We start from the raw sequence: 17,095 nt of genomic DNA, 5'->3' as shown, positions 1-17,095 counted from the left end.
CTCAGGTGGTGGTCGCGGGCATCCCGGCCGGGCCGGCGCTCACTGCGCGGTGCGCAGGTCGGTGCCGCGCCGGGCGAGGCTGAGCACGCCCGTCACGATCAGGCCCACACCGATCAGCTGCGGCACGACCCACCAGTCGCCGCGCACGTCCTCGCGGTACAGCACCACCCCGAGCAGCAGGCTCACCGTCGCGTCCCCCAGGGTGAGGGCGGGCTGGGAGGCGACCAGCGGACCGCCCTGCATCGCGTGCTCCAGCAGCAGCACGGCACACACCCCGGCCGCGGCGAAGCCGTAGGTCTGCCAGGTGGTCAGGAAGCCGGTCACCCCGTCGGAGTCCAGGACCCGCATGGAGTCCTTCATCAGACCGGCCGTCAGCGCGTAGCACACCGCGGTGGCCGCGCCCAGGCATCCGGCGCGTGCCTTGCCGACGGGCCGCCGCAGCCCGGCCGAGGCGAGCAGTACGGCCGCCCCCGCACAGGCCGCCAGCGCCGGAATCCAGCGGTCGAGCGGCACCTCCTGCGCCCCGTGGTCCGGGGCCGCCGCGGCCAGCGCGACACCGAGGCCGACGACCACCGCGCCCACGGCGAGCCACATCACCTGCGGCATCCGGCCCCCGGTCAGCAGCGAGGCGAGCAGCAGGGCCAGGGGAAGTTCCAGCACGAACAGGGGCTGGACGAGTGACAGGGGCCCCGTCGCCAGTGCCACCGCCTGCCCCACACCCGCCACCACCACGGCCAGCATGCCGCCGAGCCACACGGGCCGCCGCAGCAGGTCGAGGACGAGTCCCGGGCGGAAGCCCTGCGACTGCGGCACGGTCAGCGCGGCACGCCGCTGGAGCACGGTGGCCAGCGCGTTGCTGAACGCGGCGAGGAGTGCGAAGAGCACCGGCAGCACGAAGCCCATCCACCGATACTCACCCCGATTCCCCCCGGCCGCGCGCCGCACCGCGCCCAGGGGGAGGGTGTGCTCAGCTGCCGCTCTGCGCGGCCGGCTCCGCGTCCGCGGTCTCCTGCTTGCCCTGCGCCTCGGCGGCGCCGGTGGCGGTGTAGTAGACGGAGGAACCCTGCTTCGAGCGCTGGGCCTGGTTCTTGGCGACCAGCCCTTCGAGTGTGGTGCGCACGACCGTGGTCTTGACGTTGCGCTCGGCGTGGGCCTTGCCCAGCGCGGTGGTGACCTCGGCGGCGGACCGCGGCTCGTTCGCCTCGACGAGGTGGGTCCGCACCAGTTCGACCAGCGTGGGCTGGGCGGCCGCCTGCGCGGGCGCCTTCTTGGCGGCGGGCTTGGCGGCGGGCTTGGTGGCCGCCTTCGTGGTGGCCTTGCCGGCCTGCTTGGTGGCCGGCTTGCCCGTCTGCTTCGCGGCGGGCCTGGCGGCCGGCTTGGCGGTGCCCTTCGTCGCCGGCGACTTGGCGGCCTGCTTGGCGGCGGGCTTCGGCGCGGCGGCACGCTTGGGCGCGGTGGCGGCCTTCCTGGCCCGCGAGCGTCCGCGGGAGGCCGGCGCGGCGGGTGCCGTGGGTGCGCTCTCGCGGGGCGCGGGCACGGTGGCGGCCGCGGCCGGGTGCTCCGGCGCGGTGATGCCGAGCGCCTGCTGCACGTTCACCAGCAGGGCGTGGTCGTGCTGGAGCGCGGCCAACTGCTGCTGGAGGGCGGTGAGTTCCGCGCTGACACGTTCCTGCTCCTTGACGTTGCGCTCCAGGTCGTCGGTGACCTGGACGCTGTACTGCGACGCCAGTTGGGTGGCGGACTGCGTCGTGCTCTCGGACATGAGGGTGACTCTCCTCGATTCGCGGCCGTGAAGGCCTTTGAGGAACGGCGGGACACACAGATAGTACGGACGAACAACGCCTGTTGTTCCCCTGTTTGCTGCCGGGCCGGTATACCACGTACGGCCGTCCGCGTGGTATGTGCCGTCGCAATCTCGTGCGTGTGTTCGCACCATGTGTGTCCCGCGGTTCACCCGCCCTGGGGCACTTCCACGATCCTTCCGTCCTCGTCGACGGTGTGCGTCTGCCAGTAGGTGTCCCACTCGTCGCCCACGTGCTCGGGCACCTTGCCCTCGGGGTAGCGGGTGTAACCCTTGGGCGGTTCCTGGTCGTTGGGCACACAGGCGCTCCCGGTGCCGCCGACACTCAGCACGGGGTACTCACCGCCGCCGCAGGTCGCCTCCTCGATGGAGCAGCCGGTCATGACCGCCGCCGCGGCCGCGCAGGCCAGGATCAGGTGAACTCGCTTGCCGGTACGCACGATGGGCTCCTTCGGGTGGCTGGTGCCGCAAGCGTGCCGCGCGGGGGAGAGGCACATCATGAGTACGGATACTCAACCGGAGGGTCCGTACTACCTGCCCCGCGCGGCCAGTCGGTCCACCCTGCGGGCGGCCGTACGGGCCTCGCGCTCGGCACCGGTCACCGCTCCGCCGGCCGTACGGGCCTCCTCCTGGGCCTCCTTCAGCCGCCGGCCGGTCCCGTCCAGGTCCTCGCGTGCGACCCGCAGCCGCTCCTCCGCCGCCGACACCTCCTCGCGGGCCCGGTCGTGCTCCTCGCCGGTCCGCCGGAGCAGTTCCTCGGCGTCCTCCCGCCGCGCCCGGCTGTCGCGCAGCCGTTCCGCGGCCCGCTCCGCCTCCTGTTCGGCGCCGGCGAGTTCCTCCCGCCGCTTGCGGCGCCGGTCGGCGAGTTCGTCCTTGGCGCGGCTTCGGGCCGGTGCCGGTTCGCCGGGCGGCCCGGGTTTCGCGGGTGCGGCCGGGGCGGTGTCCGAGGGGAACTCCGACGGCGGGGTGAGCGAGACCGCCAGGCGCGCGCCGGACCACCGTTCGGCCGCCTCGGGATCGGCGAGCACCGCCCGCAGGGTCGCCTCGACCTCCCGCAGCGCCCCCTGGGAGAGCCGGTGCCCGGCCTCGTCGGCGAGCCCGGCGGCCTGCCGGGACAGCGCGGTGACGATGCGCCGCCGCTGCGCCGACAGCTCCCTGAGCCCCGCCGGGTCCAGGGAGCGGTGCGCCTCCCGCAGTTCACGGCCCAGTTCCAGGAACCGGCGGCTCTCCTCGGGCTCCGAGCGGGCCAGCAGGTTCGCCGCCCAGGCCGCGAGCGTGGGCCTGCGGGCGGCGTGGATCAGGCGCGCGTCCTCCTTGCGGCCGGCGGTCCTGGCCGCGGCGGCGCGCTCCTCGCGGCGGGCGGTGAACTCGGGCGGCGGAGTCGCGTACAGCTCGTCGAGGACCGACTCGACGGATCCTCCGCCGGGATCCCCGGTCCCCTCGCCCTTCCCGCTCCTGCGCCGCATGCCCCTGCGCCTCCTCTTCCGCGGACGGCTGACCGCGGCCCGCGCCGGTACCTCCTGTCTACGGCCGCCCCGCGCGCCCCGCGACCGGAACGGCGCCGGGCAGGTGCGCCGGGTGGTCCCGGGCCGGATCGGGCGACCGCCCGGCAAAGGTGCGCCGGTAGGTGTGGGGACTGACCCCGGTGGTGCGCTTGAAGCGGTCGCGGAAGGCGGTGGGCGAGCCGAAGCCGACCTGTGACGCGACGCGTTCCACGGAGTGCTGGGTGGTCTCCAGCAGGTGCTGCGCCTGCCGGACCCGGGCCCGGTGCAGCCATTGGAGCGGCGTGCTGCCGGTCTGTTCGCGGAAGCGCCGGATCAGCGTCCGGGTGCTCATCCCGGCGTGGCCCGCGATGTCGGCGAGCGTGAGGTCGCGGGCCAGGTTGTCGCGCAGCCAGTCGAGCAGGGGTTCGAGGGCGGAGCCGCGAGGCACGGGGGTGTGGTCGTGCACGACGAACTGGGCCTGGCCGCCCTCGCGTTCGAGCGGCATCACCGACAGGCGGGCGGCGTCCGCGGCGACCGCGGAGCCGTAGTCGCACCGGATCATGTGCAGGCACAGGTCGAGTCCGGCGGCGGCCCCGGCCGAGGTCAGGATCCGCCCGTTGTCGACGTACAGGACGTCCGGGTCCACCTCGACCGCGGGATGTGCCGCGGCCAGGAGGTCGGCCGCCATCCAGTGGGTGGTGGCCCGCAGCCCGTCGAGCAGACCCGTCGCGGCCAGCGGGAACGTGCCCGAGCAGATGGACGCGATGCGGGTGCCGTCGGCCGCGGCCCGGCGCAGCGCGCCGACCACGGCGGCGGAGGGCGGGTCGGTGACCGCGGCCGTGCCGGGCACGATGATCGTGTCGGCGTCGCGCAGCCCCTCCAGGCCCCACGGCGCGCGCAGCGTGAAGGCGCCCGCGTCGATCTCGGGCCGCTCGGCGCACACCCGGATCTGGTAGCCGGGGCGGCCGTCGGGCAGGCGGGTCCGCGTGAAGACCTCGATCGGCGTGGACAGGTCGAACGGGATCACCCGGTCCAGCGCCAGGACGGCGACGGTGTGCATGGCCGGAAGACACCTCCTCACGGGACGGCGGCCGTGGCCCCGGCCGCCTCGACGTCCATTGAACCGCAGGTCAGCGACGTCTCCGTGAGCTTGGCGTTTTCCCGTTGAAGGATGTCACCATCGCCACGCGCGACCGGGCGGATCTCCCGGACGGCGACTGCTCGCATGCGACGCAGGCCACGTTGCCTAATTGAATTAGGCAAGCGCATAATCGGCGAAGGAAAGTGTGAGGCAGCGAAACGCACCACCACCGCCGGAGGCGACATGCACAGCACGGACGACTGGATCACCACCCCCCTCACCGGGGACCTCCTGCGGGGCGCCCTCGACGTGGAGCGCACGGAGCACGGCCTGCTGCCCCACCGGCTGCCCGCCGCCGCCCGCGCCCAGAACACCGACGCCCAGCTGGCCATGGCCGAGTCCCAGCCCTCCGGAGTACGCCTGGTCCTGCGCACCCGAGCCACCGTCCTCGAACTGGACACCCTCCCCACCAAGCGCGTCTACGTCGGTGCCCCGCCGCGACCTGAGGGCGTCTACGAACTCCTCGTCGACGGCCGCCCGGCCGGCAGCGGAACCGTCACCGGCGGCAACACCCTGACCATCGACATGACCACGGGCACCACCGAGGTGGAGAAGGGCCCGGCCGGCACCCTGCGCTTCGCCGGCCTCCCCGAGGGGGACAAGGACGTCGAGGTCTGGCTGCCGCACAACGAGACCGCCGAACTCGTCGCCCTGCGCACCGACGCCCCCGTGCACCCCGTCCCGGACCACGGCCGCCGGGTCTGGCTCCACCACGGCAGCTCCATCAGCCACGGCTCCGACGCCGCGGGCCCCACCTCCACCTGGCCGGCGCACGCCGCGCGGCTCGGCGGCGTCGAACTCGTCAACCTCGGACTGGCGGGCAGCGCGCTGCTCGACCCGTTCACCGCGCGCGCGATGCGCGACACCCCCGCCGACCTGATCAGCGTCAAGATCGGCATCAACGTCGTCAACGCGGACGCCATGCGGCTGCGGGCCTTCGGCCCGGCGGTGCACGGCTTCCTCGACACCATCCGCGACGGTCACCCCACCGCGCCGCTGCTGGTCGTCTCACCCATCCTGTGCCCCCTCCACGAGGACACGCCCGGCCCGCTCGCCCCCGACTTCTCCGGCCTCGCCGACGGGAGCATGCGCTGGGTGGCCACGGGCGATCCCGCGGAGCGGGCGGCCGGGAAACTGACCCTGAACGTCATCCGGGAGGAGCTGGCCGGGATCGTCGCCCGGCGGTCCGCCGAGGACCCGAACCTGTACCTCCTCGACGGCCGCGACCTCTACGGCGAGGCCGACACCGCCGAGCTGCCGCTGCCCGACGGCCTCCACCCCGACGCGGCCACCCACCGCCGCATCGGCGAACGCTTCGCCGGGCTGGCCTTCGCCGCCCGGGGGGCCTTCGGCGGCTGACCCTCAGCTCGCCACGACCGCCGCGAAGCGCCGGGCGACCTCGTGCCACACCGCCTGGGCGGCGGGCTCGTCGCGCTCCGCCCGGCGGGCCAGCTCCTCCGGATCCAGCCCCCTCGCCCGCACCCGGCCCGCGTCCCAGCCGCGGACCCGGTCCGCCCCGGCCTCGGGGTGGAACTGGACGCCCCACGCCCGCCCGCCGACCCGGAACGCCTGGTAGGGGCACCGCTCGCTCTCCATCAGCCAGGCGGCGCCGGGCGGCAGGGCGGTGACGGCGTCCTTGTGGTGCTCGACCGCCGTCACCCGTGACGGCAGCCGCCGGAAGAGCGGATCGTCCCCGGCCTCGGCCCGCAGGCTCAGCGGGGTGCTGCCGTACTCCGGTTCGCCGTGGTCGCCCCGTACGGTCCCGCCGGCGACCCGCGCCAGCAACTGCCCGCCCAGACAGATCCCGAACACGGCGGCACCGCGCTCCACCGCCTCCGCGACCAGCGCCCGGGTCGGTGCGAGCCAGGGTGCGCGCTCGTCGTCGTCGGGCAGGAAGCCGCCGCCGAGCACCACCACGCCCTGGTGGCCGGCCCGCCGGGGGAGCGGCGCGCCCGCGTAGGCGTGCACCACGTCCAGCGACAGCCCCTCCGCGGCCAGCCACTCACCGAAGCGGCCCGGCCCGCCGCCGGCGTGATTCTGCACGACCAGCACCCGCGCCATCGCCCCCCACCCTTCCGCGCCTCACCTGCGCGACATGTACAGCCCCAGAGCCTTGTGCAGCACCTTGTTGAGCGGGTAGTCCCACTCCCCGAGGTACTCGACCGCCTGCCCGCCCGCCCCGACCTTGAACCGCAGCAGTCCCAGCAGGTGGTCGTCCTCGTCCAGCGTGTCGGTGATGCCGCGCAAGTCGTAGACGGCGGCGCCCGCTTCGTGGGCGTCGCACATCATGCGCCACTGGAGGGCGCTGCTGGGCTGCACCTCGCGGCGGCGGGCGGTGGACGCGCCGTAGGAGTACCAGACGTGGTCCCCGACCGTCAGCATCGTCGCCGCGGCCAGCACCTCCCCGTCGTGGTGCGCGAGGTACAGGCGCATGCGGTCCGGGTCCTCGGCCGTCAGCGCCGTCCACATGCGCCGGAAGTAGTCCAGGGGCCGGGGGCGGAACCGGTCGCGCTCGGCGGTCTCCACGTACAGCTCGTAGAAGGTGGCGAGGTCCTCCTGGTCGCCCAGGACCACCTTCACACCGGCCTTCTCCGCCTTCTTGACGTTGCGCCGCCACTGCTGGTTGAGGCCGCTGCGGAGATCCTCCAGCGACCGCCCCGCGAGCGGCACCTGGCACACGTGGCGCGGCTGGCCCGCGGCGAAGCCGTCCTCCGCGCCCGCCTCGGCGCGCCGCCAGCCCATCCGGCGCAGCCGCTCCGCGATCTCGTCGGCACCGGCCTCCCGCACCGTGGGCTCCACGTCCCCGAGCCGGTGGGCCGACGGGTCGGCGATCGCCGCCTTGACCGCGTCGGCGCTCCAGCGCCGCGCCACCACCGGCGGGCCCATCTTCACCGAGAAGGCACCCCGCGACCGCAGGTGCGCCAGCATCGGCTCCAGGAGGCCCGCCAGGTCCGCGGCGTCCCAGTCGACGACCGGCCCCTCGGGCAGGTAGGCCAGACATCGCCGCAGCACCGGCAGCGGCCGCAGCAGCGCCAGCCCGGCGCCCACGAGGGTGCCGCCCTCGTCGAACCAGCCCAGGCTCTCGGCCCGCCAGTCGGGCTTCACGTCCCCCCACGCGGGGGTCTGCAGATGGCTCACGGACGGCCGGGCCGCGACGAAACGCAGGTGTTCCTCGCGGCTGATCGCCTTCACGTGCGGGCTCATGGGCGGCGCCCCTTCGTTCGACGTCGTCGGGTGGGGGAGGCGGCGGGCGCGGTCCGCGGGGCCGCCGTCCCCTCACACAGGGAACCCCGCCGGCGCCCGATCCGCGCGGTCTGCCGGGCTGTTCGGGCCGCCCCGGCATCTCCGGGCGCGCCGCCCCACCCGAGTGCTCCGCCCGGCGCGCGGGGGCGCGGGCCCGGTGCCAGCGTGGAGAGCCGGGAAGGCGCGGGACAGGACGGAGCGGACGGACATGGCACGGGCGATCTGGACCGGAGTGATCACGTTCGGGCTGGTCTCCGTGCCCGTCGGCCTCTTCACCGCGACCGAGGACCACACGGTCCACTTCCACCAGATGCAGCGCGGCACCTCGGACCGGATCCGCAACCGCAGGGTCAACCAGCGCACGGGCGAGGAGGTCGACTCCGCGGACATCGTCAAGGGGTTCGAGGTGGGCGACGGCGAGTACGTCGTCGTGGAACCCGGCGAACTCGACGAGATCGCGCCGGGCCGCTCCCGCACCCTGGAGATCACCGACTTCGTCGACCTGGACCGGATCGAGCCGGTCTACTTCGGCCGCACCTACTACCTCGCCCCGCGCGGCGAGGAGTACGTCCGGGTGTACGAGCTGCTGCGCACCGCCCTCGCCGAGACCGGCAAGGCGGGCGTCGCCACCTTCGTGATGCGCAACCGGCAGTACCTCACCGCGCTCCGCGCCGCCGACCGGGTGCTGCTGCTCCAGACGCTGCACTGGGCCGACGAGGTCCGCGACCCCGTCGAGGAACTGCCCGAGCTGCCGTCCGGCCGGGTCGGCCGCGGCAAGGAACTGGACATGGCGCTGCGCCTGGTCGACGCCCTCAGCGGCTCCTGGGACCCGTCCCGCTACCACGACACGTACCAGGAGAAGGTCCGCGAGCTGGTCCGGGCGAAGGCCGAGGGCGAGGAGATCGCCGTGGCCGAGGAGGCCCCGCGCGCCACCGACGTCGTCGACCTCATGGACGTGCTGCGCGGCAGCCTGGAGCAGGCACGGGGCGCCGGCGGCAAGCGGTCGTCGGCCGAGCGGCAAAAGCGCGGGGCCGAGCCGCGGAAACGGAAGAAGGCCACCGCCCCCTCCGGCGGTGCGCGCCCCGACCGGGCCGAGCTGCGCGAGCTGAGCAAGGCCGAGCTGTACCAGCGGGCCACCGAGCGGGACATCGCCGGCCGGTCGAGGATGAGCCGCGCCCAGCTCGTGGACGCGCTCGCCGGCACCGGCGGCCGGGGGAAGAAGAAGAGCGCCGCCTGAGCCGGAGTCCGGCCCGGGCGGCGCCCGTGGATCAGGTGTCCGGGTGCTCAGCTGGTGCTGAGCATGCCCTCCCGCAGACGGCCGAGGAGACGCGAGATCAGCCGGGAGACGTGCATCTGCGAGACGCCGAGCCGCTCGCCGATGTCCTTCTGGGTCAGCTCCTCGACGAAGCGCCAGTGGATGATCTGCCGGTCCCGCTCGTCCAGCTGGGCGATCATCGGGGCGAGCGCGTGGAAGTCGTCCACCAGGGCCAGCGCGGCGTCGTCGGTGCCGATGAAGTCCGCGAGCGCCGACTCGCCGTCCTCGCTGCCGTTGATGGCCGCGTCCAGGGAGGCCGAGTTGTAGCCGTTGGCCGCGAGACGGGCCTCGACGACCTCGTCCTCCGGCAGGCTCATCAGCTCGGACAGCTCCTGCGTCGTGGGGTTGCGGCCCAGGCGGCTGCGCAGCTCCTCGGTGGCGCGGGCCAGCTGGACGCGGGCCTCCTGGAGGCGCCGCGGGACGTGCACCGCCCACGAGGTGTCCCGGAAGAAACGCTTGATCTCGCCGACGATGTACGGCACGGCGAACGAGGTGAACTCGACCTCGCGGGTCAGCTCGAACCGGTCGATGGCCTTGATCAGGCCGATCATGCCGACCTGGACGATGTCCTCCATCTCCTCCGGCCCGCGGCTGCGGAACCGGCCGGCCGCGAAGCGGACGAGGGACATGTTCATCTCGATCAGGGTGTTGCGCGCGTACTGGTATTCGGGCGTGCCCTCCTCCAGCACCGCCAGCTGCTCGAAGAACAGCTTCGACAACTCCCGCGCGTCCTTGGGCGCCACCTTGGACGGGTCCGTGATCTCCGGCATCTCCGTCGTGCTGTGTGCGGTCGCCCGTGCGGTCGTCGTCGCCATGATGTGCCCTCCCTGTCGATCGGCCCCCGTCGTCTGCGCCTTGTAGGCCGACGAATGAGCGCTTACCCCGGGTCAGACACCGCACACCTGCCGATTTTCAGGATGTGACGAAGGAGACGTGGGGTGCGCCGGTCTACGCCGGTGAGGGGACAGGGCGCGACAGTCGCGCGAAGCGGGGAACTAGTCAGTCAGCGAGTACTCGTAAGGGGAGAGTGGGCATGTTCGAAGCCGAGAACATTCGTGACTGGCGTGGCCAGGACGTCGTCGACCTGGACGGCAAGAAGATCGGGTCCCTGGAGTCCATCTACTTCGACACCCTGACCGACCGGCCCGCGTTCGCCACGGTCACCGTCGGTCTGCCGACCCGGCGGCGGCTCGTCTTCGTCCCGGTGGACAAGGCGACCGTCGGACCCGGCTACGTGAAGGTGACCTACGACAAGAACCTGGTCAAGGACGCCCCCGGGATCGATCCGGACGGCGAGCTGGCGGCCGACGAGGAGGGCGCGGTCTTCGAGCACTACCGCCTGCCGTACGAGCCGGGCAGCCGCGGCGAACGGCGGCTGGGCCGGCGCTGAACCGTCCGCGGGGCGGCCGGACGCCGTTCACGGCGCCTCCGGCACGCCCCGCCGGTCACGGCACGGTCCCTCAGCCGACCTCGGCGCCCCGGGCGGCCGCCTCCGTCTCGGACGTCGCGTTCCCCGTGGCCAGGGTGCCTCCGGCGCTCTCCAGGTGGGCCCGCACGAACCACTGGAACTGCTCCAGGTCACGGAGCTGGCCGATCAGCAGGTCCTCGGTGGCGGTGTCGATCTTGCCCGCCTCCTCGACCGCGGCGCGCATGTCCTCCACGACCCCGGTGTACACGACGTCGAGTGCGGCCAGGTGGGCGATGGCGTCGGCCCGGCCGATGGAGTAGTCGTCCCACTTGCGCTCCGACACCAGGGCGCCCGGCGTGCCCTGCGCCACACCGCCGAGCGCGGCGATGCGCTCCGCGACGTCGTCGGCCATCTCGCGCACCTGGTCGACCTGCGGGTCGATCATCTCGTGCACGGCGATGAAGTGCGGCCCGACGACGTTCCAGTGCACGTGCTTGAGGGTCAGGTGCAGATCGTTGAGGGCGTGCAGGCGCATCCGCAGCACGCCGATCAGTCGTCCGGCGGCCTCCCGCTCGATGCCGGGGACCGTGTACTTCGGGGTCAGGTCGTGCGTCATGGCGGACCTCAGCTCCTCATGCGTTTCGTACGTCATTGCCTCGTGCACGAATGCCCCGTATCGACACCCTCAGACATCCGCGCGCCAGGTCGGTGGCCTCGCGGCCCGGCCGGACGCCGGCGAGGTCAGGACGGCGGGGCGGGGACGGGCATCGCGCCGAGCGCACGCGCCGCGTGGACGAGGTTGGAGGCCATCGCGCGGCCGGTGGAGAGGGCCCAGTCGTGGCCGCGCTCGTCGTCGAGGAAGTCCGGTCCGGGGCCGGGACCGAGGTGCCAGTAGGTCCAGGCCTGGCCGGGGATGGTGTAGCCGATGTCCGCGAGTCCGCCGCTCAGCTCGGCGATGACGTGGTGGGCGCCGTCCTCGTTGCCGGTCACGAGGACGCCGGCGACGCGGTTGTAGGCGACGGGGCGGCCCTCGTCGTCCGTCTCGCTCAGCATGGCCCCCATCCGTTCGAGGACGCGCTGGGCGACCGAGGACGGGTGTCCGACCCAGGTGGGCGAGGCGAGGATCAGGATCTGCGAGGCCAGGAGCTTCTCGTGCACCCCTGGCCATTCGTCGCCGTCGCCCATGTCGGTCTCGACGCCCGGTTTCAGGTTCAGGTCGACGGCCCGGACGACGTCCACCTCGACACCGTGGCCCTTCAGGGCGGCGATGACGGTGGAGGCGAGGGCCTCGGTGTTGGACGGCTCGGGGGAGGGCTTGAGGGTGCAGTTGACCACCAGTGCGCGCATGTCTGTCCCTGTTCCCCGATCGGCGCGCGCCGACCGGGGAAGCGCGCGTTCGTTCACCCGGACGGCCTGCGGCCCCCGGGACCGCTCAGGCCAGGGCGACGCCGTCCAGCCTGCCCTGCTTGGCGTCGTCGATCAGCGACGAGAACTGGTCGGCGCTCATCTGCACGCGCTGGCCGAAGTCGTCGGTCAGGACGACCCGCCGCTCCGCCGGCGCCTGGGGGTCGACGAACAGCTGGGGGCAGCCGCAGTCGCAGTTCCCGCAGAACGTGGCCACGGGCTCCAGGCCGTGAGGCTCGGTCATGTCGGTGCGCCTTCCGTGAGGGACGGTCGGCCGCCCGGGTGTCCGGGGCGGCGGTCCGGGTGGACTGCCTGGGAGATACCCGGAGCGCGCCCCCGGGACGCGCCCGCGGGCCCGGCGCGGGGGCACGCCGGGCGGCGGCCGGTGCGCCGGTGCTCCCCGCGTCCGCTTCCGCCGCTCCCGCCGGGCCGCCTCCGCCGGGAACCCGGCGGGGCCCGCGTCCGACCGCACGCGCGCGGGTGGGCGCTATCGTCGCCCGTATGGCTGACGAGTGCTTCCGGCATCCCCGGCTCGCCGCCGTCTACGACGCGCTCGACGCGGACCGCGGCGACCTCGACGCCTACCTCGGCATGGCCGCCGAGTTCGGCGCCCGCACCGTCCTGGACATCGGCTGCGGCACCGGCGTGTTCGCGCTGCTGCTGGCGGGCCGCGGCCTGGACGTGGTGGGCGTGGACCCGGCCGCGGCCTCCCTCGACGTCGCCCGCGCCAAGCCGGGGGCCGCGCGGGTGCGCTGGATCGAGGGCGACGCGGCCGCGCTGCCCCCGCTGGGCGCGGACCTCGCGACCATGACGGCGAACGTCGCCCAGGCCATCACCGGTCCGCTGGCGTGGCGTGCCACCCTCCGGGGCGCCCACCGGGCCCTGCGGCCCGGCGGGCACCTGGTGTTCGAGACCCGGGACCCGGCCCGGCGCGCCTGGGAGCAGTGGGACCGGGAGCACACGCACCGGGTCGTGGAGGTCCCGGGCAGCGGCGCCGTGGAGAGCTGGTGCCGGGTGCTGGACGTGAGCGGGCCGCTGGTCACCTTCCGGTGGACATACGTCTTCGCCGCGGATGGCGAGGAGCTGACCTCCGACTCGACCCTGCGCTTCCGGCAGCGGGCGGAGGTGGAGGCCGACCTGGCCGGCGAGGGGTTCGAACTCCGCGAGGTGCGCGGCGCTCCCGACCGCGAGGGCCGCGAACTCGTGTTCGTCGCCCGGCGCCCGTAGCGCGCGCCGGAGGTGGTGCACCGGCGCGCGGAGGGCGCACATCGGAATTGAGTGAGCCCTGTACGCGCCCCCTCGGCCGAACGGACAATCGCAGTGGCCGTGATCACACGGCGGAGACGCCTCGCCGCGCGACCGCCTACTGCCGGGAAAGCAGGTCGATCAGCATGCTGTTGCGTCTGCCCACGTCCGTGTCCGAGGCACAGGAGTGCCTGGCGGAGGGAGCGGTGCCCGTCGGCGGGGCCACTCTCGTGTGGGCCGCCTGGCAACGCGACGGCTTCCCCGAACTGGCCATGTCCCTGCGTGAACTGCCGGAGGCGACCGCACTCGAACCCGAGGCGCTGGGCGCGGCCGTCCTGCTGCACCGCATAGACGAGCGGGTACCCGAGGTGCTGCGGCGCGCGGCGGGCTCGGTGGGCACCGGAGCGGTGCGCCGGACGGCGACCGTCGGCGGCAACCTGGTGGGCAGCACCCTGCGTTGCCTGCTGCCCGCGGCCCTGGTGCTGGACGCCCGCGCCACGGTGCTGGGCCCCGACCGCGCCTACGAGACCGACCTGGCCGAGGTGATCGCCAAGCGCCACCTGCTGCTCGGTCTGCGCTGGCGCACCCCGATCGCCTCCGGCTACCGCAAGGAGCCCGCGGCGGCGGGTGGACCGCCTCCGCTGGTCGTCGCCACCGCCGTGCACGCCGACGGCGAGGGCCGGCCGCTGCTCCGGGTCGCCGTCCGGGACGGCTACGAGGTGGTCGGCGGGTCGGCCCCGTGCGAAGCGGGCGCCGACGAGGCCGTCGGCGCCCTGGAGGGTACGGATCTCGGCGGACTCCCGTCCGGAGCCCGGGACGTGATGCGCGAGCAGGTCGCCGGCATCCTGGACCCCCTCGCCGGCCGCTGACACCGCGGCCGGCGCCCCGAAGGCCCGTTGTCAGCCCTTGGCCAGGGCCTTGACGCGGTCCAGCGACCCGTTGAACTTGTTGTGGTCCCCGACGGTCTTGCCGGTCGACGTGTACTGCCACATGGTGTGGAAGCCCCAGCCGGCCGGCAGCGTGCCCACGCTGGAGGCGTAACGGGCGACCCACAGCGGGTTGCTGGCGCCGAAACCGCTGTAGTTGCCGGTGCACTGCGTCCACCAGTTGGTGGAGGTGTACACCGCGGCCTCGCGGCCGGTGCGCGCCTGGTACCGGTCCAGGAAGTTCCGGATCCAGGTGACCATCTGGGTCTTCGTCTTCCCGTAGCAGGTGGCCCCGTACGGGTTGTACTCGATGTCGAGGACGCCGGGCAGCGTCTTGCCGTCCTTCGACCAGGCGCCGCCGTGGCTGACGAAGTAGTCCGCCTGGGCCGCGCCGCCGGAGGTGTCCGGGGTCGCGAAGTGGTACGCGCCGCGGATCATTCCGGTGTCGTAGGAGCCGCCGTACTGCTGGGCGAAGTACGGGTTGCGGTAGGAGGTTCCCTCGGTGGCCTTCACATAGGCCCACTTGACCCCGCTCTTCCACAGGGTCGACCAGGCGACGTTGCCCTGGTGGCTGGAGACGTCCACGCCCTCGGTCTGGGAGGCGCGGGTTTCGACGGGCCGGCCCTGGACACCCTCGTGGGCGAGGACGCCCCGGCCCATGTAGGCCGAACCGCGCACGGGCGTCGTGGAGTCGCCGGCGGTCGCGGGGACCGCCGACAGGGTCAGCAGGAGTGACTGGGAGGCGAGGAGCACGCCTGCCGTGAGCAGGCGTGTGTGGCCCGAGGCCACGGCTATGGGTCTGCGCATGGCACCCATACGATCCGCTGTCGCGCCCCACCGCATCCCACAGTCACCCAGACGGTGTCCCGGCCCGTTCGCCCGGCCCGGACCACAGCGCGATCAGTTGGCCGACCGGGTCCCCGGAGCCGAGGAGGAGTTCCAGGCTCGCCGCGGACTCGGCGGCCTTCGCGCCGCTGCGCGGGAACAGGTCCTGTTCGTAGGCGGCCAGGGCCTTCTCGGTGTCATCCCCGTGCGCCGCGAGCGCGCCGCCCAGTTCGGCGCCGTCGAGCATGGCGAGGTTGGCGCCCTCGCCGGCGAACGGCGACATCAGGTGCGCGGCGTCGCCGAGCAGCGTCACCCCCGGAACGCGCTCCCAGCGGTGGTCCGCCGGAAGCGCGTGCAGCTTGCGGGGGACCAACGGGCCGTCGGCGTCGGCGACGAGGGCGGTGAGGCTCTCGTCCCAGCCGTCGAACCGGCGCAGCACCGCCGCCGCGGCCGCCCCGGCGTCGGAGAAGTCGACGGAGTCGAGCCAGTCCTCCGCGATCCGGGCGGCGGCGTACACGTGCAGGCTGCCGTCGGTCTCGCGGTGGGCGAGGAAACCCCGGCCACCGCCCAGCGCGAACAGCATGCCGCCCCCCACCACGGCGGCGCTCGCGGGGTGCCGGACGTCCGCGTCGTACAGGTCCGCCTCGACGAAGGAGACGCCCGCGTAGGCGGGGAGCGCGGGGGAGAGCAGCGGACGGACCCGCGACCAGGCGCCGTCGGCCCCGACCAGCAGGCCGGTGGTGAAGGCGGATCCGTCGGCGAGCGTCACCTCGTGGCGTCCGTCGCCGAGCGGGCGGGCGCCGGCGACCTTGTGCCCCCAGCGGACCGTGCCCTCGGGGAGCGAGTCGAGCAGCAGGTCGCGCAGCCGGCCCCGGTCCACCTCGGGCCGGCCGCCGGTGCCGTCGTCGGCCTCCTCCCAGTGCACCCTGCCGTGCCGGTCGAGGACCCGGACGGCCTCGCCGCCCGGATGGACGAGCGCGCGGAACCCGTCGAGGAGGCCGGCGGCGCGCAGGGCGGCCTGACCGCTCTCCTCGTGGATGTCGAGCATGCCGCCCTGGGCGCGGATCCCGCGCGCCCCCTCGGCCTCGTGGACCACGGCGGGGATGCCGTGGGTGTGCAGCACGCGGGCCAGGGTCAGTCCCCCGAGGCCCGCGCCGATGATCGCGACCGGCTGGTGTTCCTTCATGGCGATCCGCCTCCTCACGCGGTGCTCCGTCCTTGCCTCACCACGGTAACGAACATGTTCGTTACGAACAAGTTCGCACCAGGTCGCACAGGTGCCGACCGCCTTCCCGGCGGTGCCCCGGCCGGCTTTGGCCCCGCCGAACATGTTCGCTAGCGTGAGTCCATGCCCGCCGCCCCCACCCCGCGCCCCAGCCGCCGCGAACGCCCCGCCAAACCCGCCCTCACCCGCGAGGGGATCGTGGCGGCCGCCGTTCGCGTCCTGCGCGCCGAGGGTCTCCAGCGCGTGACCATGCGGCGGCTGGCCCAGGAACTCGACACCGGGCCGGCCTCCCTCTACGTCTACGTCGCCGACACCGCCGAACTGCACGCCGCCGTCCTGGACGAATTCCTCGGCGAGGTCGACCTCGCCCCGGTCCGCGCGGCGGGGGACTGGCGCGAACGGGTCGAGGCCGTCCTCGGCTCCTACGGGGACGTCCTCCACCGGCACCCCGGGCTCGCCCGCAGCGCCGTGACCGCCCGCCCGTCCGGACCGCACTACCTGAACCTGCTCGAAGGGCTGCTGGCGCTGCTCCAGGAGGGCGGCGTCCCGGACGACCGGGCCGCCTGGGGCGTGGACGTCCTGCTCCTCGTGGCGACCGCGAGCGCGGCGGAGCAGTCCACCCGCGCCCAGTCGCCGCACGCCGGCGACGAGTGGAGCGCGCTGACCGGGGCGCTGGAGAACGCCTCACCGCGGGACCACCCCCACGTCGCCGGGCGGGCCGGGCAGTTGCTCTCCGGCACGCCCCGGCAGCGGCGGACCTGGATCCTGCGGATGCTGCTCAACGGCATGCCGGAGACACCGGTGCCCCGGCCGGAGGGACCGGCGGAACGGCCCTGAGGCGGCGCGTCCTTCCCCTTCGCCCCTCCCTCAACGCCTGTATCACACAGGTGTGTTCGATCGACGGGAAGCGCGGGAAGTTCGCTCCTCTGTGGCATTCCCGGCGGGTCGGCGATGGGCGTGGTGGACGCTGACTAGCATGAGCCGGAAGCCCGCCGGAGTGATCAACAGCACCCGGTGGAACGGCTCCGACCCGCGGGCCGACCCCTGTCGATCGGCCCTTCTCCGCTCTCAAGGACCA

The 17,095-nt window shown here is 73.9% G+C and carries 19 protein-coding genes; 6 read left to right on the top strand and 13 right to left on the bottom strand.

The genetic code is table 11. The features are described from left to right. Positions 1-39: 39 nt before the first annotated feature. The 5 genes from IE108_RS09490 to IE108_RS09470 form a co-directional block, all read right to left on the bottom strand. Entirely contained in the window at positions 40-903 is an 864-nt protein-coding gene (locus tag IE108_RS09490; RefSeq protein ID WP_064731281.1) for a DMT family transporter, read from the bottom strand. 64 nt (positions 904-967) lie between these two features. Next, positions 968-1,762, bottom strand: coding sequence for a BlaI/MecI/CopY family transcriptional regulator (locus tag IE108_RS09485; protein ID WP_064731282.1), 795 nt, complete (start codon positions 1,760-1,762; stop codon positions 968-970). A 188-nt stretch (positions 1,763-1,950) separates the two neighbouring features. Further along, complete coding sequence (locus tag IE108_RS09480) at positions 1,951-2,241, bottom strand: SCO0607 family lipoprotein (protein WP_372462824.1); 291 nt, start codon at positions 2,239-2,241, stop codon at positions 1,951-1,953. A gap of 90 nt (positions 2,242-2,331) precedes the next feature. Beyond that, positions 2,332-3,267 carry a hypothetical protein gene (locus IE108_RS09475; RefSeq protein ID WP_064731283.1) on the bottom strand — a complete coding sequence of 312 codons (936 nt, stop codon included), beginning with the start codon at positions 3,265-3,267 and terminating at the stop codon, positions 2,332-2,334. Positions 3,268-3,325: 58 nt separating this feature from the next. Continuing rightward, positions 3,326-4,345, bottom strand: a complete 1,020-nt coding sequence (locus tag IE108_RS09470) for a GlxA family transcriptional regulator (RefSeq protein WP_079163770.1) — start codon at positions 4,343-4,345, stop codon at positions 3,326-3,328. 264 nt (positions 4,346-4,609) lie between these two features. Here IE108_RS09470 and IE108_RS09465 point away from each other — a divergent pair, with 264 nt between their 5' ends. Continuing rightward, positions 4,610-5,785 (top strand): GDSL-type esterase/lipase family protein, encoded by a 1,176-nt coding sequence (locus IE108_RS09465; protein WP_064731284.1) that lies wholly within the window; start codon positions 4,610-4,612, stop codon positions 5,783-5,785. 3 nt (positions 5,786-5,788) lie between these two features. On the opposite strand, the gene IE108_RS09460 is transcribed toward IE108_RS09465, so the two are convergent. Beyond that, positions 5,789-6,487, bottom strand: a complete 699-nt coding sequence (locus tag IE108_RS09460; RefSeq protein ID WP_064731285.1) for a type 1 glutamine amidotransferase — start codon at positions 6,485-6,487, stop codon at positions 5,789-5,791. Between the two features lie 21 nt (positions 6,488-6,508). Beyond that, positions 6,509-7,630 carry a lipid II:glycine glycyltransferase FemX gene (locus IE108_RS09455; RefSeq protein WP_064731286.1) on the bottom strand — a complete coding sequence of 374 codons (1,122 nt, stop codon included), beginning with the start codon at positions 7,628-7,630 and terminating at the stop codon, positions 6,509-6,511. A 247-nt stretch (positions 7,631-7,877) separates the two neighbouring features. Here IE108_RS09455 and ku point away from each other — a divergent pair, with 247 nt between their 5' ends. After that, complete coding sequence (ku, locus tag IE108_RS09450) at positions 7,878-8,906, top strand: non-homologous end joining protein Ku (RefSeq protein WP_064731287.1); 1,029 nt, start codon at positions 7,878-7,880, stop codon at positions 8,904-8,906. A gap of 47 nt (positions 8,907-8,953) precedes the next feature. On the opposite strand, the gene IE108_RS09445 is transcribed toward ku, so the two are convergent. Then, complete coding sequence (locus IE108_RS09445; RefSeq protein WP_064731288.1) at positions 8,954-9,799, bottom strand: RNA polymerase sigma factor SigF; 846 nt, start codon at positions 9,797-9,799, stop codon at positions 8,954-8,956. 218 nt (positions 9,800-10,017) lie between these two features. Here IE108_RS09445 and IE108_RS09440 point away from each other — a divergent pair, with 218 nt between their 5' ends. Then, on the top strand, positions 10,018-10,374 hold the full coding sequence (locus IE108_RS09440) for a PRC-barrel domain-containing protein (RefSeq protein WP_064731289.1): 357 nt from the start codon (positions 10,018-10,020) through the stop codon (positions 10,372-10,374). Between the two features lie 70 nt (positions 10,375-10,444). Here IE108_RS09440 and IE108_RS09435 read toward each other — a convergent pair whose 3' ends face one another. The 3 genes from IE108_RS09435 to IE108_RS09425 all read right to left on the bottom strand — a co-directional run bounded on the left by IE108_RS09435 (position 10,445) and on the right by IE108_RS09425 (position 12,040). Next, a complete protein-coding gene (locus tag IE108_RS09435; protein WP_064731290.1) occupies positions 10,445-11,008 on the bottom strand; it encodes a Dps family protein in 564 nt (187 codons plus the stop codon). A 125-nt stretch (positions 11,009-11,133) separates the two neighbouring features. Then, positions 11,134-11,739 carry a flavodoxin family protein gene (locus IE108_RS09430; protein ID WP_064731291.1) on the bottom strand — a complete coding sequence of 202 codons (606 nt, stop codon included), beginning with the start codon at positions 11,737-11,739 and terminating at the stop codon, positions 11,134-11,136. Positions 11,740-11,824: 85 nt separating this feature from the next. After that, entirely contained in the window at positions 11,825-12,040 is a 216-nt protein-coding gene (locus tag IE108_RS09425) for a hypothetical protein (protein WP_064731292.1), read from the bottom strand. Between the two features lie 257 nt (positions 12,041-12,297). Here IE108_RS09425 and IE108_RS09420 point away from each other — a divergent pair, with 257 nt between their 5' ends. Together IE108_RS09420 and IE108_RS09415 are read left to right on the top strand one after the other, a co-directional pair. Then, positions 12,298-13,023, top strand: a complete 726-nt coding sequence (locus IE108_RS09420) for a class I SAM-dependent methyltransferase (protein ID WP_064731293.1) — start codon at positions 12,298-12,300, stop codon at positions 13,021-13,023. A 164-nt stretch (positions 13,024-13,187) separates the two neighbouring features. Continuing rightward, positions 13,188-13,910, top strand: a complete 723-nt coding sequence (locus IE108_RS09415) for an FAD binding domain-containing protein (RefSeq protein ID WP_064731294.1) — start codon at positions 13,188-13,190, stop codon at positions 13,908-13,910. 30 nt (positions 13,911-13,940) lie between these two features. On the opposite strand, the gene IE108_RS09410 is transcribed toward IE108_RS09415, so the two are convergent. Beyond that, positions 13,941-14,774 (bottom strand): lysozyme, encoded by an 834-nt coding sequence (locus tag IE108_RS09410; RefSeq protein ID WP_064732095.1) that lies wholly within the window; start codon positions 14,772-14,774, stop codon positions 13,941-13,943. Positions 14,775-14,817: 43 nt separating this feature from the next. Then, on the bottom strand, positions 14,818-15,978 hold the full coding sequence (locus IE108_RS09405) for an FAD-dependent oxidoreductase (RefSeq protein ID WP_064731295.1): 1,161 nt from the start codon (positions 15,976-15,978) through the stop codon (positions 14,818-14,820). 162 nt (positions 15,979-16,140) lie between these two features. Here IE108_RS09405 and IE108_RS09400 point away from each other — a divergent pair, with 162 nt between their 5' ends. Continuing rightward, entirely contained in the window at positions 16,141-16,854 is a 714-nt protein-coding gene (locus IE108_RS09400) for a TetR/AcrR family transcriptional regulator (protein WP_064731296.1), read from the top strand. Positions 16,855-17,095 lie beyond the last annotated feature (241 nt).

Origin of the sequence: Streptomyces parvulus, from assembly GCF_014648855.1 — a bacterium.
Taxonomy (GTDB): Bacteria; Actinomycetota; Actinomycetes; order Streptomycetales; family Streptomycetaceae; genus Streptomyces; species Streptomyces parvulus.
The sequence above is the reverse complement of the archived record's forward strand: the minus strand, read 5'-3'. Positions and strand labels throughout refer to the sequence as shown.